Origin of the sequence: Halomonas sp. AOP7-E1-9, from assembly GCF_052376035.1 — a bacterium.
Lineage (GTDB): Bacteria > Pseudomonadota > Gammaproteobacteria > Pseudomonadales > Halomonadaceae > Vreelandella > Vreelandella citrativorans.
This window is the reverse complement of record NZ_JBQSVC010000024.1, coordinates 40,138-58,328: the sequence shown is the minus strand read 5'-3', so window position 1 is coordinate 58,328 and position 18,191 is coordinate 40,138. Positions and strand designations below refer to the sequence as shown.

The following is an 18,191-nucleotide window of genomic DNA, read 5'->3' as shown; positions in this document are numbered from 1 at the left end:
GGCATAACCTCAATGAACGCGCCAGCGCGTTCATTGAGGTTATCTAGCCGACCACACCAAATCTACCTCATTGATTTTATTGCTAGCAAAGAAAATTTTGGCTGCTTATCCAAAATTCGCATGACCGCTCGTTTTGCTCTATTCAATCATACTTTATTGGTAAATTTTGCTTAGGTCACGTGGAAATTTGATGGCCATATGCAGCCATAGGATTTGCTGGGGCTTTGATCCAAGTAGCGTGATCATCGCGCTTAAGCGGGCTCCCACAAAACCGGGTGGGGTCTGGTGTGGTGGCTTATCCTGGGCAGCTACGCTGCCTTCGCGGGTGCCTTATTGGCTCGTACCTCGCCAAACGTTACGCCACGCTACTTGTGATGATTCTTGGGGCGGGGCCTTTCGCGCGCTGAAGCGGGCTCCCACAAAACCAACCTTTAGCAGCCCCAACAAAGAGGGCTGCAGGCCAAGTCGGCCTGCAAAGTGGTGGCTTGCGTTAGGCTTTGAGCACGTACTTGAGGGTTTCAACGACCTGCTCGGTGGTGGTGCTCCAGGCCTGCGCACCGGCGTCCACTTCTTTCAGCGGGTGAACAATATCCTCAGAGTGCAGTGTGATGTAGGGCTTGGCGAGTGCGGAGCAGTAGCCCGCATCAAACGCAGCGTTCCACTGCTTATACTTATCGCCGAAGCGTACCACGACTAAATCGCTTTGCTCGATCAGCGTGCGGGTGCAAGCGGAAATAGCACGCGTTTAGAATCGCTCTTAAACGCTTTGTTATTTTATTTTAATCCAAGGTTAATCTTCGCAGAACCTGAATAAATAACCGTCGGGCACCTGAACAATAAATTGCTTTTGCGTTACGAACTCATTGCCAACTTGGTAATTTTTTGACTCTAAAGCAAGGTAAATTGAATCTGGAGACTTAACAATAACTTCTGAATAGAGTTTATCAATATTTAAAACATCCCATTGAAAGTTAATACCACGACCAAAAGGGGTATTAAGCTCACCTGTTATCCACTTTCGACTATCGCCTGACAATCCTTCCAGCATTAAATCAACACCATCGCGAGAAAGGTACGCAAAGTGTTCATCTGGCCGCTCGTACTTGATTGTAAAACCCAAGACTTGGGTGAAATAAGACATGCTTTCAGCAATATCTGTACAATAAATCTCCGGAACTACTTTAAAACTCATATATTTCCATATTCATATAGCGGTGATTATTTTCTATATAACAGTTGGTTATTATTCATCACGCCTATTATTCAAATGCAAAATGGGCTTAATCTTTTCAACCATACTTTATTCAAAGTATATCTTCAGCCACGTGTAGGTTTGATGACACTCATTAACGATACATCGTGAAGAAGATTTCGATGTGGGTTGTTCAGCACTTCAGGAGAGTTGCCGTTTGGTGTGAGGAAAAGCCGTGACGCCACCAGGACTGCTGAAGCTGCCCTGCGCGGGTGCCTTATTGGCTCGTGGCTCGCCAAACGTTACGCCACGCTACTTGTGATGATTCTTGGGGCGGGTCTTTCGCGCGCTGAAGCGATCTCCCACAAAAACCAGCCTTTAGCAGCCCCAAGAAAGAGGGCTGCAGGCCAGGCTTGGCCTGCAGGGGAGTGGCATGCGTTAATCTTTCAGCACGTACTTGAGGGTTTCAACGACCTGCTCGGTGGTGGTGCACCAGGCTTGTGCACCGGCATCCACTTCCTTCAGCGGATGAACGATATCCTCAGAGTGCAAAGTGATATAGGGCTTGGCGAGTGCGGCGCAGTAGCCTGCATCAAACGCGGCATTCCACTGCTTGTACTTGTCGCCGAAGCGCACGACGACCAGATCAGACTGTTCGATCAGTGTGCGGGTGCGGATGGCGTTGACCTTGGAAGACTGGTGGTCACGCCAGAATTGGTTGCTCTGCTCACCCAAGTGGTCGCCTGCGGCGTCACTGGCGTCGTGTTCGGTTACGGGGGCAGTAAAGACGATGTCCAGGCCTGCGGCTTCTGCGCCGCGCTGAATCTCGTCGCGCCAGTCGGTGTGGATCTCGCCGGAAAGGTAGACGTAAAAGCTCATGGTCATTCCTCAAAGGTTAGTTGGTCAGTAGCGCTATTTTATGGAAAATCATTCCATATTAATACCAGCACTATAGCAGAGGCTGTCTGGCCAGCAGATAAATATCCATAATCCAGCCGTGAATTTCACGCAGCGCGCCACGGCGCTCAACAACCTCGTCGCTTACTTCGCTTAACGGGCCTTTGATCAGGCACTGCTTATCCATGCCCAGGTACGCGCCCCACCAAATGTAAGTATCAGCTTGTGGCAGCGTGGTAAACGCCCCGCCGCTGTCGAGCATCACGGCCACCGTAGCGGCATCGCTGGGCCAGCCGCGTTCACGCAGGCGGCGGCCGGTGGTGATCTGGATGGGTTCGGCGAGCGCGTTAAGCGGGATTTTATGCTCGGCGGTGAGCACTTGCAGGCTGGTGATGCCGGGTACTACCTTGACCTCAACCGCACGGCCGCTATCCGTCAGGCGCTTGGCGATGCGCAGGCTGCTGTCGTAAAGCGAGGGGTCGCCCCATACCAGCATGCCGACGTGGCCACCGTTTGGCAGGTGCTTATCCATCATTTCTGCCCATACGTTGGCAATGGCGTTATGCCACTCGTCTACTGCGCTTAGGTACTGGCGTTCGCCGTCGCGGGTGGGTAAATCGAACTCAACGATGCGGGTATTGGCCGCTTCATCAAGCAGCTGGCCACAGAGTACGCGGCGCAGGTCGATAAGGTCTGATTTCGCTTCGCCCTTGCGCGGCAGCAGAATCACTTCGGCCTCGTTGAGGGCGCGAACCGCCGCGAGCGTTACGTGGTCGACGTTGCCGGTGCCAATGCCGATCAGCGAGAGCGTGATCATGCGCTGCCCTCTTCATCGCTGCTGGCAAACGGCGAATCGGCGGACTGCGGGCGAAAGCGCCGGTCGTAGCCTATCGCGTACAGGCTGCTTTCATGGAAGTCGTCGGATTCGAGTACCGGCCCTACCAGAATCAGCGCCGTGCGCTGGAGTGTGTGGTCGATTAAGGATTCCACCGTCGATAAGCGCCCGCGCACCACGTGCTCATCCGTCCAGCTGGCTCGCCATACAATCGCTACCGGGCACTCTTCACCGTAATGGGGCGTCAGGCTTTCCACCACCTGGGCCAGATTGTGAATGGAGAGGTGAATGGCAAGCGTGGCGCCCGTGCGAGCGAAGTTGGCCAGCGTCTCGTTTTCCGGCATTGCGCTTGCCCGGCCCGGGGTGCGGGTCAGCACCACGGATTGCGCTACGCCGGGAAGCGTTAGTTCCTGGCCGAGCGTTGCCGCCGCCGCCGCAAAGGAAGGCACGCCGGGGGTGACGCTGTAGGGAATATCAAGCTCGCGCAGGCGGCGCAGCTGTTCGCCCATCGCGGACCACACTGATAAATCACCCGAGTGCAGCCGGGCGATATCCTGGCCTGCGGCGTGGGCGGTTTGAATTTCCTGGATAATCTCATCGAGTGACAGCGGCGCGGTGTTGATGATGCGGGCGCCTTCTGGGCAGTGCCCAAGAATTTGCTCGGGCACCAGTGAACCCGCATACAGGCACACCGGGCAGGCGGCAATTAAATCGCGCCCGCGCAGCGTCAATAAATCCGGCGCGCCGGGGCCTGCGCCAATAAAATGAACCGTCATAATCCAACTCCTTGCGCCGCTGTGGTGGCCACCGCGGCCGTGGCCTTTCTATCGTTTGAAACTGTGCGTGGGCCTAAAAGCCGCGCCCCGCTGCCTGCGGCCAGAAGCGCTACGGCCTCCGCCACGCTGCCGGTGCCTTTTTCGCGCAGGCTGTAGGCGGAATGGGTCAGCGTGGTAACGCTGACCAACTCTGCATCCGCCACGCTTATTACCGAAATGTTGCGGGCGCTGCCCAGCGCTTCAACCAGTGGCAGCATACTGTGCGTTGCCGCCAACTGGTCGACAGGGCCGTACTCAGCAATCAGTTGATCCAGCGCCTGTTCCAGTGATTCAAGCGTTGCCTGCTGGCGAAAGCCGAACCCTGCGACTTTCAGCGCCTGCTTAGTCACTGTTTGCTTGATCATCGAACGCCACGCCACTGCACAATCGGGTAGCTGGCTCTCCAGCCCCGGCGGGTGCCCATGGGTGCGGCGTGGGCAAGCTCCAGTCGTAGCAGCTCGCCACCCGCCTGTTGCTGCCAGTGCGCCAGCAACGCTTCGGATTCCAGCGTGACCGCATTGGCTACTACCCGCGTGCCGTTGGGCAACACCTGCCATAAAGCGTCCAGCAGCGCCAGGGAAAGCCCGCCGCCGATAAACACCGCATCGGGCAGCGGCGCCTTCTCAAGCACCTCCGGTGCGCGGCCTTCGTTTACCTCCAGCCAGTCAACGCCGAGGCTTTCTGCATTACGCCGCGCCCGGGCGGCGCGCTCCGGATGCTGCTCAAAGCCGATGGCCTGATTATCCGGGTGGGCCAGCAGCCACTCAATGGCGATAGAGCCAGAGCCAGTGCCGATATCCCACAGCCGGTCGCCGGGCTGGGGGGCAAGTGCACAAAGCGTTAAGCTACGCACGGCTTGCTTGGTGATCTGCCCATCGTGCTCAAAAAAGCTATCGGCCAGGCCAGGCGTTAAGGGAATTGCGGGGCCGCTGCCCGCGACTTCGATGCCGACCGCCACCGGATGGGCGATATCGTCGGGTAACGTGTCGTCCATGCGCAGCGTGCGGATGCGCTCATCTTCACCGCCCAGAGCTTCCAGCACGTTTAGTTGGGAATCCCCAAAGCCGAATGTTTTCACCAGCGCGGCCAATTCAGCTACCGCGCTGCCATCGCGTAACAGCACTAGCAAGCGCTGACCGCTTTGCAGGTAGGGTCGAATGCGGGTAAGCGGTTTGGCGTGCAGGCCCAGGCAGGTGCAGCGCTCAAGCGGCCAGCCCAGCCGGGCCGCCGCCAAGCTAAAGGTCGAGGGCGATGGCACGGCGATCCATTCGCTGGCCTCCAAGTGGCGCGCCAGGCTAGTGCCTGCCCCAAACCAGAACGGGTCGCCGGAAACCAGCATGACTACCCGGCGGCCGCGCTCGTTGAGAAGTGCGGGGATGCCATCAAGAAACGGCACCGGCCACTCGCGAATATCCGCGTTTAACGGAGGAAGAAGCCGCAGATGGCGGCGGGCGCCGAACACGATTTCGGCACGTTCAAGCTGCTCACGGCTTGCCGCTGTCAGGCCCGCTGTGCCACTCTCCCCCCAACCTAACAGTGTGAGCCACGGAGCCTTGTTAACTAAAGCCATGATAAACGTCCTGATTCTTGGGGGTACGAGTGAAGCAAGCGCTTTGGCCAGCGCCGTTAGCCAGCGCGGTATCCCAGCCATGTTCAGCTATGCGGGCCGCGTTAACGCGCCTAAAGCGCAGCCGCTGCCCACCCGCGTGGGCGGTTTCGGCGGCGCCGACGGTTTGGCGGCTTTTATTACCCAACAGCGCATCACCCATATTATTGATGCAACCCACCCGTTTGCCACACAGATGAGCCATAACGTGTTGGCCGCCGCCCAGCAAACCGGCGTACCGGCGATTGCTCTGACCCGCCCCGCCTGGGCACCCACCACTCACGATAACTGGCAACACGTGGCAAGTGTCGAAGAGGCGGTTAGCGCCCTCGAAGGCCCGCCCCAGCGCGTGCTGCTTGCGATTGGCCGCATGCACCTGGCCGCGTTTGCTGTGCAGCCTCAACACCACTATGTGCTGCGTTTGGTCGACGAGCCAACCGCCCCGCCGCCGCTTGCCCACTTCACCACCACGGTGGATAGAGGCCCGTTCACGCTGGAGGGCGATTTAGCGCTACTCAAAACCCAACGTATCGAGCGCATCGTGTGCAAAAACGCTGGTGGCGAAGGTGCTGTTTCCAAACTTGGCGCCGCCCGCGCGCTCGGCGTGCCAGTTATCATGATTGACCGCCCGGCGCTGCCCGCTCGCCATGAAGTGCATAGCGTTGATGAGGTGCTTGCCTGGCTTAATGATCGCTCTTGATCAAAGCGCTGAACGCGGCGTATAAACCAACGGCTCACCATCTCGCTCAATTAACCGCGTCTGTTTTGAACCGACAATCACCAGTGTGCGCATATCGGCCATTTCCGGGGTGGCATCTTTTAAGGCCGTTACGCGGATTGACTCTTCCGGCGTGGAAACCGCGCGGGCGAAGATGATCAACCGTTCGGGTTCGCACGCCTCGCGCAACACCTCCAACGTGCGTTCAAACCCTACCGGGCGCGATTTTGAGCGCGGATTATAAAACGCCATCGCAAAATCGGCTTCAACGGCCAAACGCAGGCGCTTTTCGATCAGCGCCCAGGGCTTCAAATTGTCGGATAAATTGATGCAGCAGAAGTCGTGGCCCAGCGGCGCGCCCGCACGGGCGCTGGCCGCGAGCATAGCCGAAATACCCGGCAGCACCTGAATATCCAGTGCGCGCCACGCGGCATCGCCCGCTTCCAGCGCTTCAAACACCGCCGAGGCCATGGCAAAAACGCCGGGGTCGCCGGAGGAAACCACCACGACTCGGTGGCCTTCAAGCGCCAGCTGTAGGGCCTGCTCGGCGCGGCGAATCTCTTCGCGGTTATCCGAGCTGTGGCGCGTAAGCCCTTCCCGCGGTGCTACGCGGTTAACGTAAGGCACATAGCCGACAACGTCGGTGGCATCCAAAAGCGCGGCGGAGACTTCCGGGGTAATCATCGCCTCCGCACCTGGGCCCAGGCCGACAATTTTTAGCCAGCCGCTCATGGGCGCCTCCCGTTACCGTGAATCAGCACTATCGAGAAGTAAGGTACGCTCTCGCCAACGTCTACCAACGGCAGCACGCGCTGCTGCTCCATGGCAGCGTACTCAATCAACCACGCCTGGTCTTCCCGGCCCGCTTGTTTAAGCGCCCGGCGCAGCTTGTTTAGATTACGCCCAATCTTCATGACCACCAGTGCATCGGTGTCGGCGATATGTTTGGCGAGCATCTCTTCAGGCAGTGTACCCATCAGCACAGTCAGGATATCGTCGCCCCAAGTGATGGGCTGCGCGGTCGCCGTCCAGGCGGCGGACATACCGGTAATCCCCGGCACTACCGACACCGGCACCTGGTTGAGCAGGCGCGTATACAGGTGCATAAACGAGCCGTAGAAGAACGGGTCGCCTTCGCAGAGCACCACCACGTTGTCACCGGCGTTAGCTATCTCGATCAGTTGGGCCACGCATCGCGAATAGAACTGCGAGAGCAGCGCGTTGTACTGCGGGTCGTCGAAAGGAATCTCTGTGGTGACCGGGTACTCCATCGGCAACTCAATGATGCCGGGAGCTAACAGCCCTTCAACAATGCTGCGCGCATGGCCCTTGCGGCCCTTTTTACGAAAATAGGCAACATGCGTGGCGCCGCGAATCAGCCGGTCGGCGCGCACGCTCATCAAGTCCTGGCTGCCCGGCCCCAGGCCAACACCGTAAACCGTGCCCTGTGTGGATGCCTGAGTCATTCGACGCGATCCGCCATGGCGTTAATGGCCGCGACCGTCACCGCGCTTCCGCCCAAGCGGCCACGAACGATGCAGCTGGGAATGGCGGGCGTCGCCCATAGCGCTTCCTTGGATTCAGCGGCGCCTACAAAGCCTACCGGGCAGCCGATTACTGCCGCCGGGCGCGGGCAGCTCGGGTCTTCCAACATGTTCAAAAGATGAAACAGCGCGGTGGGTGCGTTACCAATCGCGACCACGGCGCCTGCCAGGTGCGGGCGCCATAGTTCAAGCGCTGCAGCCGAACGGGTGTTCGCCATTTCCTGGGCGAGGTGTGGTGTGCGCTCATCGTTCAGGGTGCAAATAATCTCGTTATTGGCTGGCAGCCGCTTGCGGGTGATGCCTTCAGAAACCATGCGTGCATCACAAAGAATTGGCGCGCCGCATTCGAGTGCTGAACGCGCTTTATTGACCGCGTCATTTTGAAAGTGAATATGCGCGGCCAACTCGACAAGCCCGGCGGCGTGAATCATGCGCACGGCAACGGTCTCTTCCTCAGCAGAAAAGCGCGCAAGGTCGGCCTCGCTGCGGATAATCGCGAAGGATTCCCGGTAAATCGCCGGGCCGCTTGTTTCATACGTATAGGGCACCCAAACTCTCCAAATATTCGACGACCTCAGTCTCGGTGAGGCCTATCTTAACGGGCGTGCTCTGGGCATCACCCTTAACAATAAGATTAAATCGGCCTGCCTGACCGACCAGGCACACGTCGGCCGATGAACGGCGGGCGCACCCCTTGGCGCAGCCGGATATATGAACGCTGTGTCTTTTAACGTCGGGCGCTACACGTTTAGCCAGCGGCTGGGTAGCAACGCTTGCCTGAGCGCAGTAAGGCGCGCCGGGGCAGGCATCCATCAATAAGCGCGTATCCTGGTTATCGCTGATTAAGCCTTCAACCGGCCCGCTTGCGCCCTTGACCCATAAACGTCTCCACGGCGTTACGCGTACATGACTCACCGCCGCGGGCGTTACGGACGCTCGCAATGCAGCAGCGGTTGCGCGCCCAAACGGCAGCCCGTAAACCATGCCCGCTTGATACTTGCCAAGCGCCAGTACCGCGCCCTGCGTTGCATTCACCATGGCACAAGCGCTCGCGGGGCGCATTTTAGCAGGTGACCACGCGGGAAGCGGCACTTTATGCCGCTGCATCCGCCCGGCGTCATTTCCGCCGCTTTCTACAAACCAGTGCGTCAGGCGTATTAAATGCTCAAAGGCCGCCTCAATAGAGCCCACCGGGGTACCGCAGGCATGGCCTTCGGCGCGCACTATCAGCCCGCCGTCGATTGCCCGCTCAACTCGAAAATCAGCGGCGGTATCTCCCAATACCGCTAATTCACCTGCATCAATCGCAATACCGACTTTGCTGGGCATCGCGGCCAGTTCGCTGCCTCTCGCCTGTAATAAGCAGGCAAGTTGATGCGTGTCATCGCCCGCCTGCCAGCCGGGCGCCAGCAGGCACTGGGGGTGCTGCTCAATGGTAGGGTCCGCGCTGACCAATTCGTGCGCGACCAAAAAATCCATTAGCGGCGGCCATGTGGCTTCCGTAACGCCGCGCAGCTGAATATTGGCTCGGCTGGTTAACTCAATCAGCCCGTTGCCATAGGTTTCCGCTGCGTCGCACAGCGCGAGTGCCTGCGCTTGGGAAAGCTGGCCAAGTGGCGGGCGCACGCGTACTAACCAACCGTCGCCAGTTTCCATGGGCCGCCAGGCGCTTGGGCACCAGCCTTTGATTAGCGGACTAGTGCTCATAAACTGGCAGTTTCCTGGGCTTCGTCCATTTCCAGCAGCAGGTCTTGCAGTGCATCGCCGTGCTCGCCGGGTTCCTGCCACATGCCGCGCTGGGCGGCTTCCAACAGTCGCTCGGCCATCTCTTCAAGCGCTGCCGGATTATGCTCACGTAAAAACTGCTGATTAGCCTCATCCAGCACCAGCGCTTCGCTCACCTGGGCGTACTGGTAATCCGCAACCAGGTCCGTGGTGGCGTCGTAAGCAAACAGGTAGTCGACCGTGGCGGCCATTTCAAACGCGCCCTTGTAGCCGTGTTCGCGCATGGCGTTGATCCACTTGGGGTTCAACACGCGCGAGCGAATGACCCGGGCAAGCTCCTCTTTGAGCGTACGAATTTTGGGTACGGCGGGGTTGGCGTGGTCGGCGTGATAAATCTCCGGCGCCTGACCGCTCAGCGCGCGCGTAGCGTTGGCCATGCCGCCCTGAAAGGCGTAGTAGCTGTTGGAATCGAGGATATCGTGCTCACGGTTATCCTGATTCTGCATTACCGCATCCAGCCCTTTAATCTGCTGCTCAAAGGCGCCGCGTGCAGCGGTGCCGGAATCCGCAAACTGCCCGTAAGCGTAGGCGCCGGTACCCAAATAGGCCTCAGCCAGGTCATCGGCATCGCCCCAACTACGGTTTTCAATCAGCCGGTTCAGGCCTGCGCCATACTCGCCGGGCTTGCTGCCAAAAATACGGTAGCTCGCTTCCTGTGCAGCCATTTCGGCACTTAACCCTTGGGCTTCAAGCGCGTGCTGGCGATCAAGCACGGCGGCGCGAATGGTGTTGCTATCCCCCGGCTCTGCATAGTTGGCAACCGCTTGCACGGCGGCATCAAACAGGCGAATCACATTGGGGAAGGCATCACGAAAGAATCCGGATACGCGCAGCGTGACATCTACCCGTGGGCGGTTAAGCAGCATTGAGGGGATCACTTCAAAATCGATCACCCGCTGAGAACCCAATGACCACTTGGGCCGCACGCCCATCAGCGCAAAGGCCTGGGCGATATCGTCGCCGCCGGTGCGCATGGTCGCGGTCCCCCAAATGGAGAGCCCCAAACGGCGCGGGTAGTCGCCGTGATCCTGCAGATAGCGTTCGACAAATGCCTGAGCGGACTTTTCACCCAGCGTCCAGGCGGCAGGCGATGGGATTGAGCGGTTATCCACGCTGAAAAAGTTGCGCCCAGTGGGCAGCGTATCCAACCGCCCTCGGCTGGGTGCACCACTCGGCCCGGCGGGTACGAAAATCCCCTCAAGCCCATCCAGCAGCGAGCCAATCTCCATCTTTACGCCCTGCTGCATGGCGGCCCACAGCTGCTCGCGGGCAAACGTAAGCTGTTCGGCCGTGGCAGGATACGTTTGGGCAAGCGCAGCCAAATTACCCTGGGCCAACACATAGTCGGCCACCAGCTCTTCACCGAGCAGCTCCAGCCGCTCGCGGGTATCGGCGCCGGTTCGCCATGCAGCCGTTAGTTTGCCTGCAAGCACGGCCGGTTTAGGGCCAAGCCAAGGCTCGCTGCCCGCCGCCAGCGGGTCGAAGTCCTCACCCAGCACCAAGTCAGCGGCCAGATTGTGCAGCAAACCGCGGCTTGCCACCGCTTCACCACGCGGCAGCCTTAGCAGTGCTACCAGCGTGGCCGCGCGTTTTTCCTCGGGCGGCAGCGTGCCCAGTATGTGCAGGCCGTGGCGAATCTGAGCTTCCTTGATATCGCACAGAAACGTGTCCAGCTCATTGAGAATTTCGCTGTCGCAGCTGCTATTCACCGCGTGGGCAAGTTCCTGATCGATGCCGGTTGCCCGCAAGTGGGCCAATATCTGTTCTCGAATCAGCGCTTCGCGACGCGGGTCCATATCCAGCGCCTGATAATACTCATCGGTAAGCGCTTCAAGCTCAGCCATGGGGCCGTAAAGTTCGGCGCGCGCCAGCGGCGGCATCAAGTGGTCGATAATTACCGCTTGGCTTCTGCGCTTGGCCTGAGCGCCTTCGCCGGGGTCATTAACAATAAACGGGTAGAAATGCGGCATCGGCCCGAGCGCAATATCCGGCCAGCATTCGGCGCTTAGCGCGGTGCTTTTACCCGGCAACCATTCCAGATTGCCGTGCTTGCCCACATGAATAACCGCCTCGACCTGATAGTGCTCGCGCAGCCAGAGATAAAACGCCAGGTAGCTATGCGGCGGCGCCAGCTCCATATCGTGGTAGGACTGGGTCAGGTCATCAATAAAGTCGCGCTCCGGCTGAATACCCACAAAGGTTTCGCCCAAGCGGATGCCTGAAATCATTAGCCGCCCCTGGCGGCATTTGGGGTCGTCTTGTGGCGCGCCCCAGCGGGTCCATATCGTTTTTTGAAGCGCGGCGGGCAGGGTTTGAAACCAGGCCAGATAATCCTCAACACTGATGCTTTGCCAGCAGGCGCGTTGATCCAGACTGTCATGATCGTTAGTAACGGTGTCCTGGAGCAGGCGAATCAGCGCATCGCCGCTTTCCGGCAATTGGCTTAGCGGATAACCGGCACCTTTCAGGGCGTTTAAAATTTGCAGCGTAGAGGCCGGTGTATCCAGCCCTACTCCGTTACCGATACGCCCATCGCGATTGGGGTAGTTGGCCATAATCAGTGCGATGCGCTTTTGGGCATTGGGCGTTTGGCGTAGCGCGCAAAAGCGCCGGGCCAGTTTGGCCACAAAGGCAGCACGTTCTGGGTGCAGCGTGTGGTGCGTGACAGAGAGCTGGGCGCGAGCGTTATAGTGCGCTTCGGCTTTAAACCCGACGGCGCGGGTGATAATTCTCCCGTCCATTTCGGGTAGCACTACCTGCATGGCGACATCGCGGCTATGCAGCCCGGCGGCCATGCCCTGCCAGTCATCCTCCGTACTGCTGGCGAGTATCGCCTGAAGCACCACCGGCCGCCCGACAAAAAGGCTCTCATGAAGATGGCTGCCCAGCTCATCTGCTGCATTGGCGTCATCGGCGGTACGGTTTACCGAAAAGCTGGTGGTATTGACCACCAGCATGGCGCCGGTTTGCTCAATGAGGTGATTGGCAAACGCGATGCAGGGACCTTCTTTTAAAGAGGCCACCGCGACGGCTAACGGCTCAAGCCCTTCGGCTTTCAGCGCGTCGATCATGCCGTCGAGCACAGCCGTATTCGCGCCCTGCAGGTGGCTGCGATAAAACAGCAGCAGGCACACCGGGCGCTCTGCAATACGCTGGTCACGCCACTCGCTTAGGCTGACCGCCTGCTGGCCGTTCGTTTGAGGCGCGTAAATCACCGCCGCCGGAATCACTTTAGGCTCTTGCCACAGATGCTCGTGCGCTAAACATTCATTGGCGATAAATCGAAGCATCTGCTCGGCGTTATCCACGCCACCTTCGCGTAAGTAGCGCCATACGCGGTAGGCATCGTCAAAGGCAATGCTGGAGTCTTCTAGCAGGGCATCATCGGGGGCATCGCAGCCGGGCACCAGAATCAGTTGGCGCTCCGGTTTCGCAGCCGCCCAGGCCAGAAGCCGTTCGTAGCCGTATTGCCAATAGCCCTTTCCGCCCAGCAGTGACACCACCACCAAGCGGGCTTTTTCCAGCACGCGGTCTTCGTAAAGATCAAACGCCGCCGGTTTCACCAGGTTCATCCAGTTCGCCAGCCGCACCGAGGGGTAGTCATCGCCCAGGCGATCAACCGCCTGGGCCAACGCCGAGAGGTTGCTATCGGCGGCGGACATAATCACAACCTCGGCAGGGCTTTGCTGCAGGTCGATGATGCCTTCATCATCAACAAAGCCTCCCGGTTTGGCAGCGAAAAGATGCATTAGGCGCTTACCGGCTTCTCAGCGCTGGCAAGCGCTTTATGAATTTCATCGCTGTTCAGCGTTTTGCCGATAATCACCAGCTGAGTCTGGCGCGCCTCGTCCTGAGCCCACAGGCGATCAAAATAGCCGTCCAGGCGCTCGCCGACGGCCTGGATGACTCGGCGCATGGGCTTACCGGGAATTGCCGCAAAGCCCTTGGCGCGATAGATCTCTTGGGTTTTCAGCAGATGTTGAAGCTTGGCCGCCAGCTCATCGCCATCGACTTCGCCCAGCGTAATCACGCAGGAATCAAAGTTATCGTGGGCGTGATCGTGGTGGGCGCCTTCGGCATGGTGCTTGTCGTGATGGTTGGTAATCTTGTCGATATGCTCTTCACTGGCCGCGCCTATGCCCATCAGGGCTTCCAGCTGGGCCGTGTCAGTCGCTAGCGTTTGGTCGATAAACAGCGTTTTGACCGATGCGGGCACCCGCGCCTGTACCAGCGCTTCAACGCGAGCTTTTTCGTCAGCGTTCAGCAGGTCGGTTTTACTGACCAGCACTAAATCCGCCGCACTTAGCTGGTCATCCAGCAGTTCGCGCAGGCTGGGGTCGTGATCAAGGCTGTCATCGGCCAGCCGCTGGGCGGCAACTTTTTCTTCATCGTTGGCAAACCGGCCCGCAGCGACGGCAGGCCCGTCGATAACGGTGATAATCGCATCCACGGTGCAGTGCTGACGCACTTCCGGCCAGTTAAACGCCTGCACCAGCGGCTTGGGCAAGGCCAGCCCACTGGTTTCGATCAGGATGTGGTCGATATCATCACGCCGCGCCACCAGTTGTTTCATCACCGGCAAAAACTCTTCTTCCACCGTGCAGCAGATGCAGCCATTGGCCAGCTCGTAAATGCTGCCGTCTTCACCGGAGGCGATTTGCTCACCCTCGTCACTTTCTGCGTCACAATCAAGCGCACAGCTACGCAGCAGGCTTGAGTCGATATCCTGCTCGCCAAACTCATTGACGATAACCGCAATCCGCTTGCCGGTAATCTGGCGTAGAATATTAGCCAGCAAGGTGGTCTTGCCGCTGCCCAGAAAACCGGTCACAACCGTGGCGGGAATTTTATTTAACTGCATGCGAGGATTCCTTAATTTGGGAGCTTGCGGCCGTTGCCTGCGCTGAATCGTTGCCAAGAGCGTGGCTAAACAGACGCGCTACCGCCGCAGGATTATTTGGGAAAAACAGGTGTAAGTAGGTCGCCGTCAGGCGCCCGGCCCGGTAAATTGGCTCGCCGGGCGCGGGGTGGCGCTGGCGGCGCCCGTAAGCAATCGGCTCGGGCGTTTGCTCGGCCATCGAGCGATGGTGCGCATGGCCGCGAACCGGCCCTTCGGGCAGCTCAGCAGTCTGCATACCTTGGCAGCCGCGACGCCCGCGCATGGCACCGTGCCCCGGCAGTAAACCGAGCATGGAGTGAGGGTTCTCAGCATAGTCGGTTAACGTTTCCAGGCTATACAGCATGCCACCACACTCGGCGAGGATGGGTTTGTCCGCGCTAAAGAAGCCTTTAATGGCATCGCGCATGGCGCTGTTCGCCGCAAGCGCCTGCGCGTGAAGCTCCGGGTAGCCGCCAGGTAGCCAAAGGGCATCGCACTCAGGCAGTTCAGCATCGCTCAGCGGCGAGAAAAAGCGCACCTGCGCGCCCATCTGCGCTAGCAGGTCCAGGTTGGCCTGATAAATAAAGCTGAACGCCGCATCGCGGGCTACGCCTATCGTCTGCCCTGTTAGCACTTGCGGCACAGCGGGAAGCGCCTCAGTAGAAGCACTAAAGCTGACCGGCGAAAGCGTGGCGAGCGCATCCAGCAGGCCTGCGGCTTCCAGCGCCTGCGCGGCGGCTTCAAAGCGAATTTCCAGATCGTCGCGAATCTCTTCCGCCTGCACCAGGCCCAGATGGCGCTCGGGAAGTGCCAGTTCAGGGTCGCGTGGTACGGCAGCTAAAAACGGTATGGCTTCAGGCAGTGCGCCTTCAATCAGCTCACGGTGGCGCTGCGAGCCACAGTTATTGGCGATCAGCCCGGCGAAATGAATATCGTCGCGAAAGCCAGCCAGCCCTGTTACCAGCGCGGCGGCGGTTTGAGCCATGCCTTTTACATCCATCACGATGGCCATGGGAATGCCGAACAGCGCGGCCAAGTCGGCACTGGAAGGCTCGCCGTCAAACAGGCCCATGGCGCCTTCCACCAGAATCAAATCGGCTTCAACAGCGGCTTCATAAAAGCGCTGGCGGCAGTAGGCTTCGCCTGCCATCCATAAGTCGAGCTGATCAACCGGCTGGCCCGAGGCCTGAGCGAGTATTTGCGGGTCTAGGTAGTCCGGGCCGGTTTTAAATACCCGCACCACCTTGCCCTGATTACGCAGCAGCCGCGCAAGCCCAGCGGTTACCGTGGTTTTACCCTGGCCCGAGGCGGGTGCCGAGATAAACAGCGCGGGGCAGCGGGCGGAAGGTGTGCTCATCAGTACTCGATCCCCGGCTGGGCTTTAACGCCGCCGCGAAACGCGTGACGCTCATCCTGCACGGTGCTGATAGTGTCTGCTACTTCCTGAAGCGGCTGCGCCATGGTGCGCCCGGTAATAATCACATTCTGATGCGCTGGGCGGCGTTTGAGTGCCTCGACCACCGGCACCGGGTCCAGGTAGCCGTACTTGAACATGTAGCTCATTTCGTCCAGCACGATGATGTTGTAGGCCGGGTCTTCCAACAGGCCCTTGGCGATTTCCCAGGCGGCTTCGGCGGCTTGTATATCGCGCTCGCGGTCCTGGGTTTCCCAGGTAAAGCCCTGGCCCATAATGTGCCAATCAAGCCTTGGGTGGTCACGAAAGAACAGGTATTCACCGGTTTCGCGCCGCCCTTTAATGAACTGAATGACCGCGCCTTTCTGACCATGCCCCAGCGAGCGCGCCAATGTACCGAGCGCCGAGCTGCTTTTACCCTTGCCGTTGCCTTTGAGCAGGATTAACACCCCGCGCTCATCAATAGCGCGGCTGATGCGCTCGTCGACCACCTCTTTTTTGCGCTGCATGCGGTTTTGGTGATTGCCATCGCTCATGCTGACTCCTGGGTGGGCAGGGCCCAATAGTGGGCGCCCAGCTGCTGGGCAAGGCGCACGGCCTGGCCACGTTTTACAAATGAGTATTCGGTATCCATCACCACACAGTCGCCAAGTTTTGGCAGGTCTGCAACGGATTCGCGGGTGCGTCCGTCGGTGATCAAGTAAGTGCGTATATGCAGGCCAGGCTCACGGCGCTGCCACTGGCGAATCAACCGCCCTGCCTCCTCTACCACTTTACGCAGTGGCGTGCCGCCCCCGCCATCGGCACTGTTCAGCGTCGCTTCCAGGCTTTTGGGGGCGCGTTGGCGGGTGAATAACGCTGTCACCGCATCGTTGCCAAAGCCCAATACGGCCATCTGCTCGCGCGCGCTGTACGCTTGGCGGGTCAGGCTATCGACCCAGCCCTTGGCTTGGCCCAACAGGCGCTTACCCAGCGTCGAGCCGGAGGTGTCCAGCAGCACCAAATGCAGCACCGGCTGCCCAGTGCGCGCTTTTTGATTACGCAACTGCCGCCAAGGCCATTGACCGCGATTGGCGACCAGCGTGGCGAACCAGTCTGGCCGAGGGCTCAGCGCAGCCCTGGTTCGCCCTTGGCCCAAGTCATCGCCCTTGCGCCTACCACCCTGTGAGTGCGGCTGCTTAGCCACAGGCCGGTGGGTGGCTGGAGCCAAGCGTAGCGCGGGGAGATCAAGCGGCTGGCTATCCCGCATATTCTGCGCCACGGGCGGCATGGCGCCCCACTGCCCTTGCTCGCCTGAGCCATTAGCAGACGACTGACCGCCAGAAGGCTTTTCATTTGGCGTGGACGAAGGCGGTGGAGAAGACGGCGGTGTTGGTGCTTCACGCGTACGCCGATGGGCCAGTACCCAAGGCTCAACGGTATCGACATCGTTCTGGGTGATCGTATCGCTTCCCCGCCAGGCGGCATGGGCCTGGGCGGCGCGGTGCCAGGTAACATCGGCACGCAGGCCTTCAACGCCTGCCTCTTCACAGCGCTTGGCGATGTGCGCGTAAACCCAGTCAGGTGCGGTAACGGCAGCAAGCGTGCGGCGCGCCTGCTCGATACGTTCACGCAGGGCTGACTGCTCATCAGCGTAGTCGGCGATAAAGCGTTCGGGGTCACGATCAAAAGCGTCGCGTTGCTGCACGATGGCGATGCGTTCTTCAATACTGACGGAGGCTGGCTGCTCAAGGCAGAGCCCAAAGCGGTCAAGCAACTGCGGGCGTAATTCGCCTTCATCCGGGTTCATGGTGCCAATCAGGCTAAAATGTGCCGCGTGGGAGTGACTGATACCGTCGCGCTCGACGATATTGACCCCACTTGCGGCCACATCCAGCAGCAGATCAACCAGCATGTCGGCGAGCAAATTGACCTCATCGACGTACAAAACGCCGCCATGGGCTTTGGCCAACAGCCCTTCGTGAAAGGTAACTTCACGCTCGTTCAATATCTTTTGCAGGTCCAGACTGCCGGTCAGACGGTCTTCGCTGGCGCCCAGCGGCAGCGTGACAAACGGCGACGTGCCGCCCGGACCTGATTCTGGAAGTAGTGCGGCCAACGCGCGGGCGAGGGTCGATTTTGCGCTGCCTCGCGGGCCGCTAATCAGCACCCCGCCAATGCGCGGGTTAATCACGTTCAGAAGCAACGCTTTTTTAAGCGATGCCTGGCCGACGACGGCGGTAAAGGGAAACTCAACCACAGGCATCACCATGGGCAGAAGGAACATTAACTTGATTTAACAAGGAGATATTGCGCTACTCAGCGCCCTAACAAGCGAGTAAAGCGCCTACTTTACAAGCGGGTAAACCTAATACATTAAGTGACGCATGGACACTGCAACACACGTGAAAGTTATTCATCACTGACAAGAGAATAACGATAGAGCCAAACGCCGATAAAATGACTACAATAACCGCGCATTATAGAGGATGGCACCAGGGTGTAGCCACCTCCCCGCTTAAGCAAG

The 18,191-nt window shown here is 59.2% G+C and carries 16 protein-coding genes and 1 pseudogene; 1 reads left to right on the top strand and 16 read right to left on the bottom strand.

Annotation, left to right across the window (positions count from 1 at the left end):
* Positions 1-490: 490 nt before the first annotated feature.
* From ACT3R4_RS13255 to cbiE, 7 genes and pseudogenes are all read right to left on the bottom strand, one after another.
* Positions 491-724: pseudogene (locus ACT3R4_RS13255) on the bottom strand (YtoQ family protein); the annotation flags it as partial.
* Positions 725-790: 66 nt separating this feature from the next.
* Positions 791-1,192 (bottom strand): bleomycin resistance protein, encoded by a 402-nt coding sequence (locus tag ACT3R4_RS13250; protein WP_441679305.1) that lies wholly within the window; start codon positions 1,190-1,192, stop codon positions 791-793.
* A 438-nt stretch (positions 1,193-1,630) separates the two neighbouring features.
* Positions 1,631-2,071, bottom strand: a complete 441-nt coding sequence (locus ACT3R4_RS13245) for a YtoQ family protein (RefSeq protein ID WP_441679304.1) — start codon at positions 2,069-2,071, stop codon at positions 1,631-1,633.
* 70 nt (positions 2,072-2,141) lie between these two features.
* Positions 2,142-2,906 (bottom strand): precorrin-6A synthase (deacetylating), encoded by a 765-nt coding sequence (cobF, locus tag ACT3R4_RS13240; RefSeq protein ID WP_441679303.1) that lies wholly within the window; start codon positions 2,904-2,906, stop codon positions 2,142-2,144.
* Complete coding sequence (gene cobM, locus ACT3R4_RS13235; protein ID WP_441679302.1) at positions 2,903-3,700, bottom strand: precorrin-4 C(11)-methyltransferase; 798 nt, start codon at positions 3,698-3,700, stop codon at positions 2,903-2,905. Before cobM ends, cobF begins: the two co-directional genes overlap by 4 nt.
* Positions 3,697-4,104 (bottom strand): cobalamin biosynthesis protein, encoded by a 408-nt coding sequence (locus ACT3R4_RS13230; protein WP_441679301.1) that lies wholly within the window; start codon positions 4,102-4,104, stop codon positions 3,697-3,699. Before ACT3R4_RS13230 ends, cobM begins: the two co-directional genes overlap by 4 nt.
* Positions 4,101-5,309 (bottom strand): precorrin-6y C5,15-methyltransferase (decarboxylating) subunit CbiE, encoded by a 1,209-nt coding sequence (gene cbiE, locus ACT3R4_RS13225; RefSeq protein ID WP_441679300.1) that lies wholly within the window; start codon positions 5,307-5,309, stop codon positions 4,101-4,103. The genes ACT3R4_RS13230 and cbiE overlap by 4 nt, the downstream gene beginning before the upstream one ends.
* On the opposite strand from cbiE, the gene ACT3R4_RS13220 reads away from it, so the two are divergent.
* Positions 5,308-6,045, top strand: a complete 738-nt coding sequence (locus tag ACT3R4_RS13220) for a cobalt-precorrin-6A reductase (RefSeq protein WP_441679299.1) — start codon at positions 5,308-5,310, stop codon at positions 6,043-6,045. The genes cbiE and ACT3R4_RS13220 overlap by 2 nt on opposite strands.
* Here the strand turns inward: ACT3R4_RS13220 and cobJ are convergent, their stop codons facing one another.
* Genes cobJ through ACT3R4_RS13175 form a run of 9 tightly spaced genes read right to left on the bottom strand, consistent with a single transcriptional unit; the run spans position 6,046 to position 17,930 of the window.
* Positions 6,046-6,795 carry a precorrin-3B C(17)-methyltransferase gene (gene cobJ / locus ACT3R4_RS13215; RefSeq protein WP_441679298.1) on the bottom strand — a complete coding sequence of 250 codons (750 nt, stop codon included), beginning with the start codon at positions 6,793-6,795 and terminating at the stop codon, positions 6,046-6,048.
* Positions 6,792-7,529, bottom strand: a complete 738-nt coding sequence (locus tag ACT3R4_RS13210) for a precorrin-2 C(20)-methyltransferase (RefSeq protein ID WP_441679297.1) — start codon at positions 7,527-7,529, stop codon at positions 6,792-6,794. Before ACT3R4_RS13210 ends, cobJ begins: the two co-directional genes overlap by 4 nt.
* Positions 7,526-8,155 carry a precorrin-8X methylmutase gene (locus ACT3R4_RS13205; protein ID WP_441679296.1) on the bottom strand — a complete coding sequence of 210 codons (630 nt, stop codon included), beginning with the start codon at positions 8,153-8,155 and terminating at the stop codon, positions 7,526-7,528. The genes ACT3R4_RS13210 and ACT3R4_RS13205 overlap by 4 nt, the downstream gene beginning before the upstream one ends.
* Positions 8,139-9,314 (bottom strand): ferredoxin-like domain-containing protein, encoded by a 1,176-nt coding sequence (locus ACT3R4_RS13200; RefSeq protein WP_441679295.1) that lies wholly within the window; start codon positions 9,312-9,314, stop codon positions 8,139-8,141. Before ACT3R4_RS13200 ends, ACT3R4_RS13205 begins: the two co-directional genes overlap by 17 nt.
* On the bottom strand, positions 9,311-13,141 hold the full coding sequence (gene cobN / locus ACT3R4_RS13195) for a cobaltochelatase subunit CobN (protein WP_441679294.1): 3,831 nt from the start codon (positions 13,139-13,141) through the stop codon (positions 9,311-9,313). The genes ACT3R4_RS13200 and cobN overlap by 4 nt, the downstream gene beginning before the upstream one ends.
* Positions 13,141-14,253, bottom strand: coding sequence for a cobalamin biosynthesis protein CobW (gene cobW, locus ACT3R4_RS13190; RefSeq protein WP_441679293.1), 1,113 nt, complete (start codon positions 14,251-14,253; stop codon positions 13,141-13,143). The genes cobN and cobW overlap by 1 nt, the downstream gene beginning before the upstream one ends.
* Positions 14,240-15,628 carry a cobyrinic acid a,c-diamide synthase CobB gene (locus ACT3R4_RS13185; protein WP_441679292.1) on the bottom strand — a complete coding sequence of 463 codons (1,389 nt, stop codon included), beginning with the start codon at positions 15,626-15,628 and terminating at the stop codon, positions 14,240-14,242. The genes cobW and ACT3R4_RS13185 overlap by 14 nt, the downstream gene beginning before the upstream one ends.
* Positions 15,628-16,221, bottom strand: a complete 594-nt coding sequence (gene cobO, locus ACT3R4_RS13180; RefSeq protein WP_441679291.1) for a cob(I)yrinic acid a,c-diamide adenosyltransferase — start codon at positions 16,219-16,221, stop codon at positions 15,628-15,630. The genes ACT3R4_RS13185 and cobO overlap by 1 nt, the downstream gene beginning before the upstream one ends.
* A complete protein-coding gene (locus ACT3R4_RS13175; protein ID WP_441679306.1) occupies positions 16,218-17,930 on the bottom strand; it encodes an AAA family ATPase in 1,713 nt (570 codons plus the stop codon). Before ACT3R4_RS13175 ends, cobO begins: the two co-directional genes overlap by 4 nt.
* Positions 17,931-18,191: the final 261 nt, after the last annotated feature.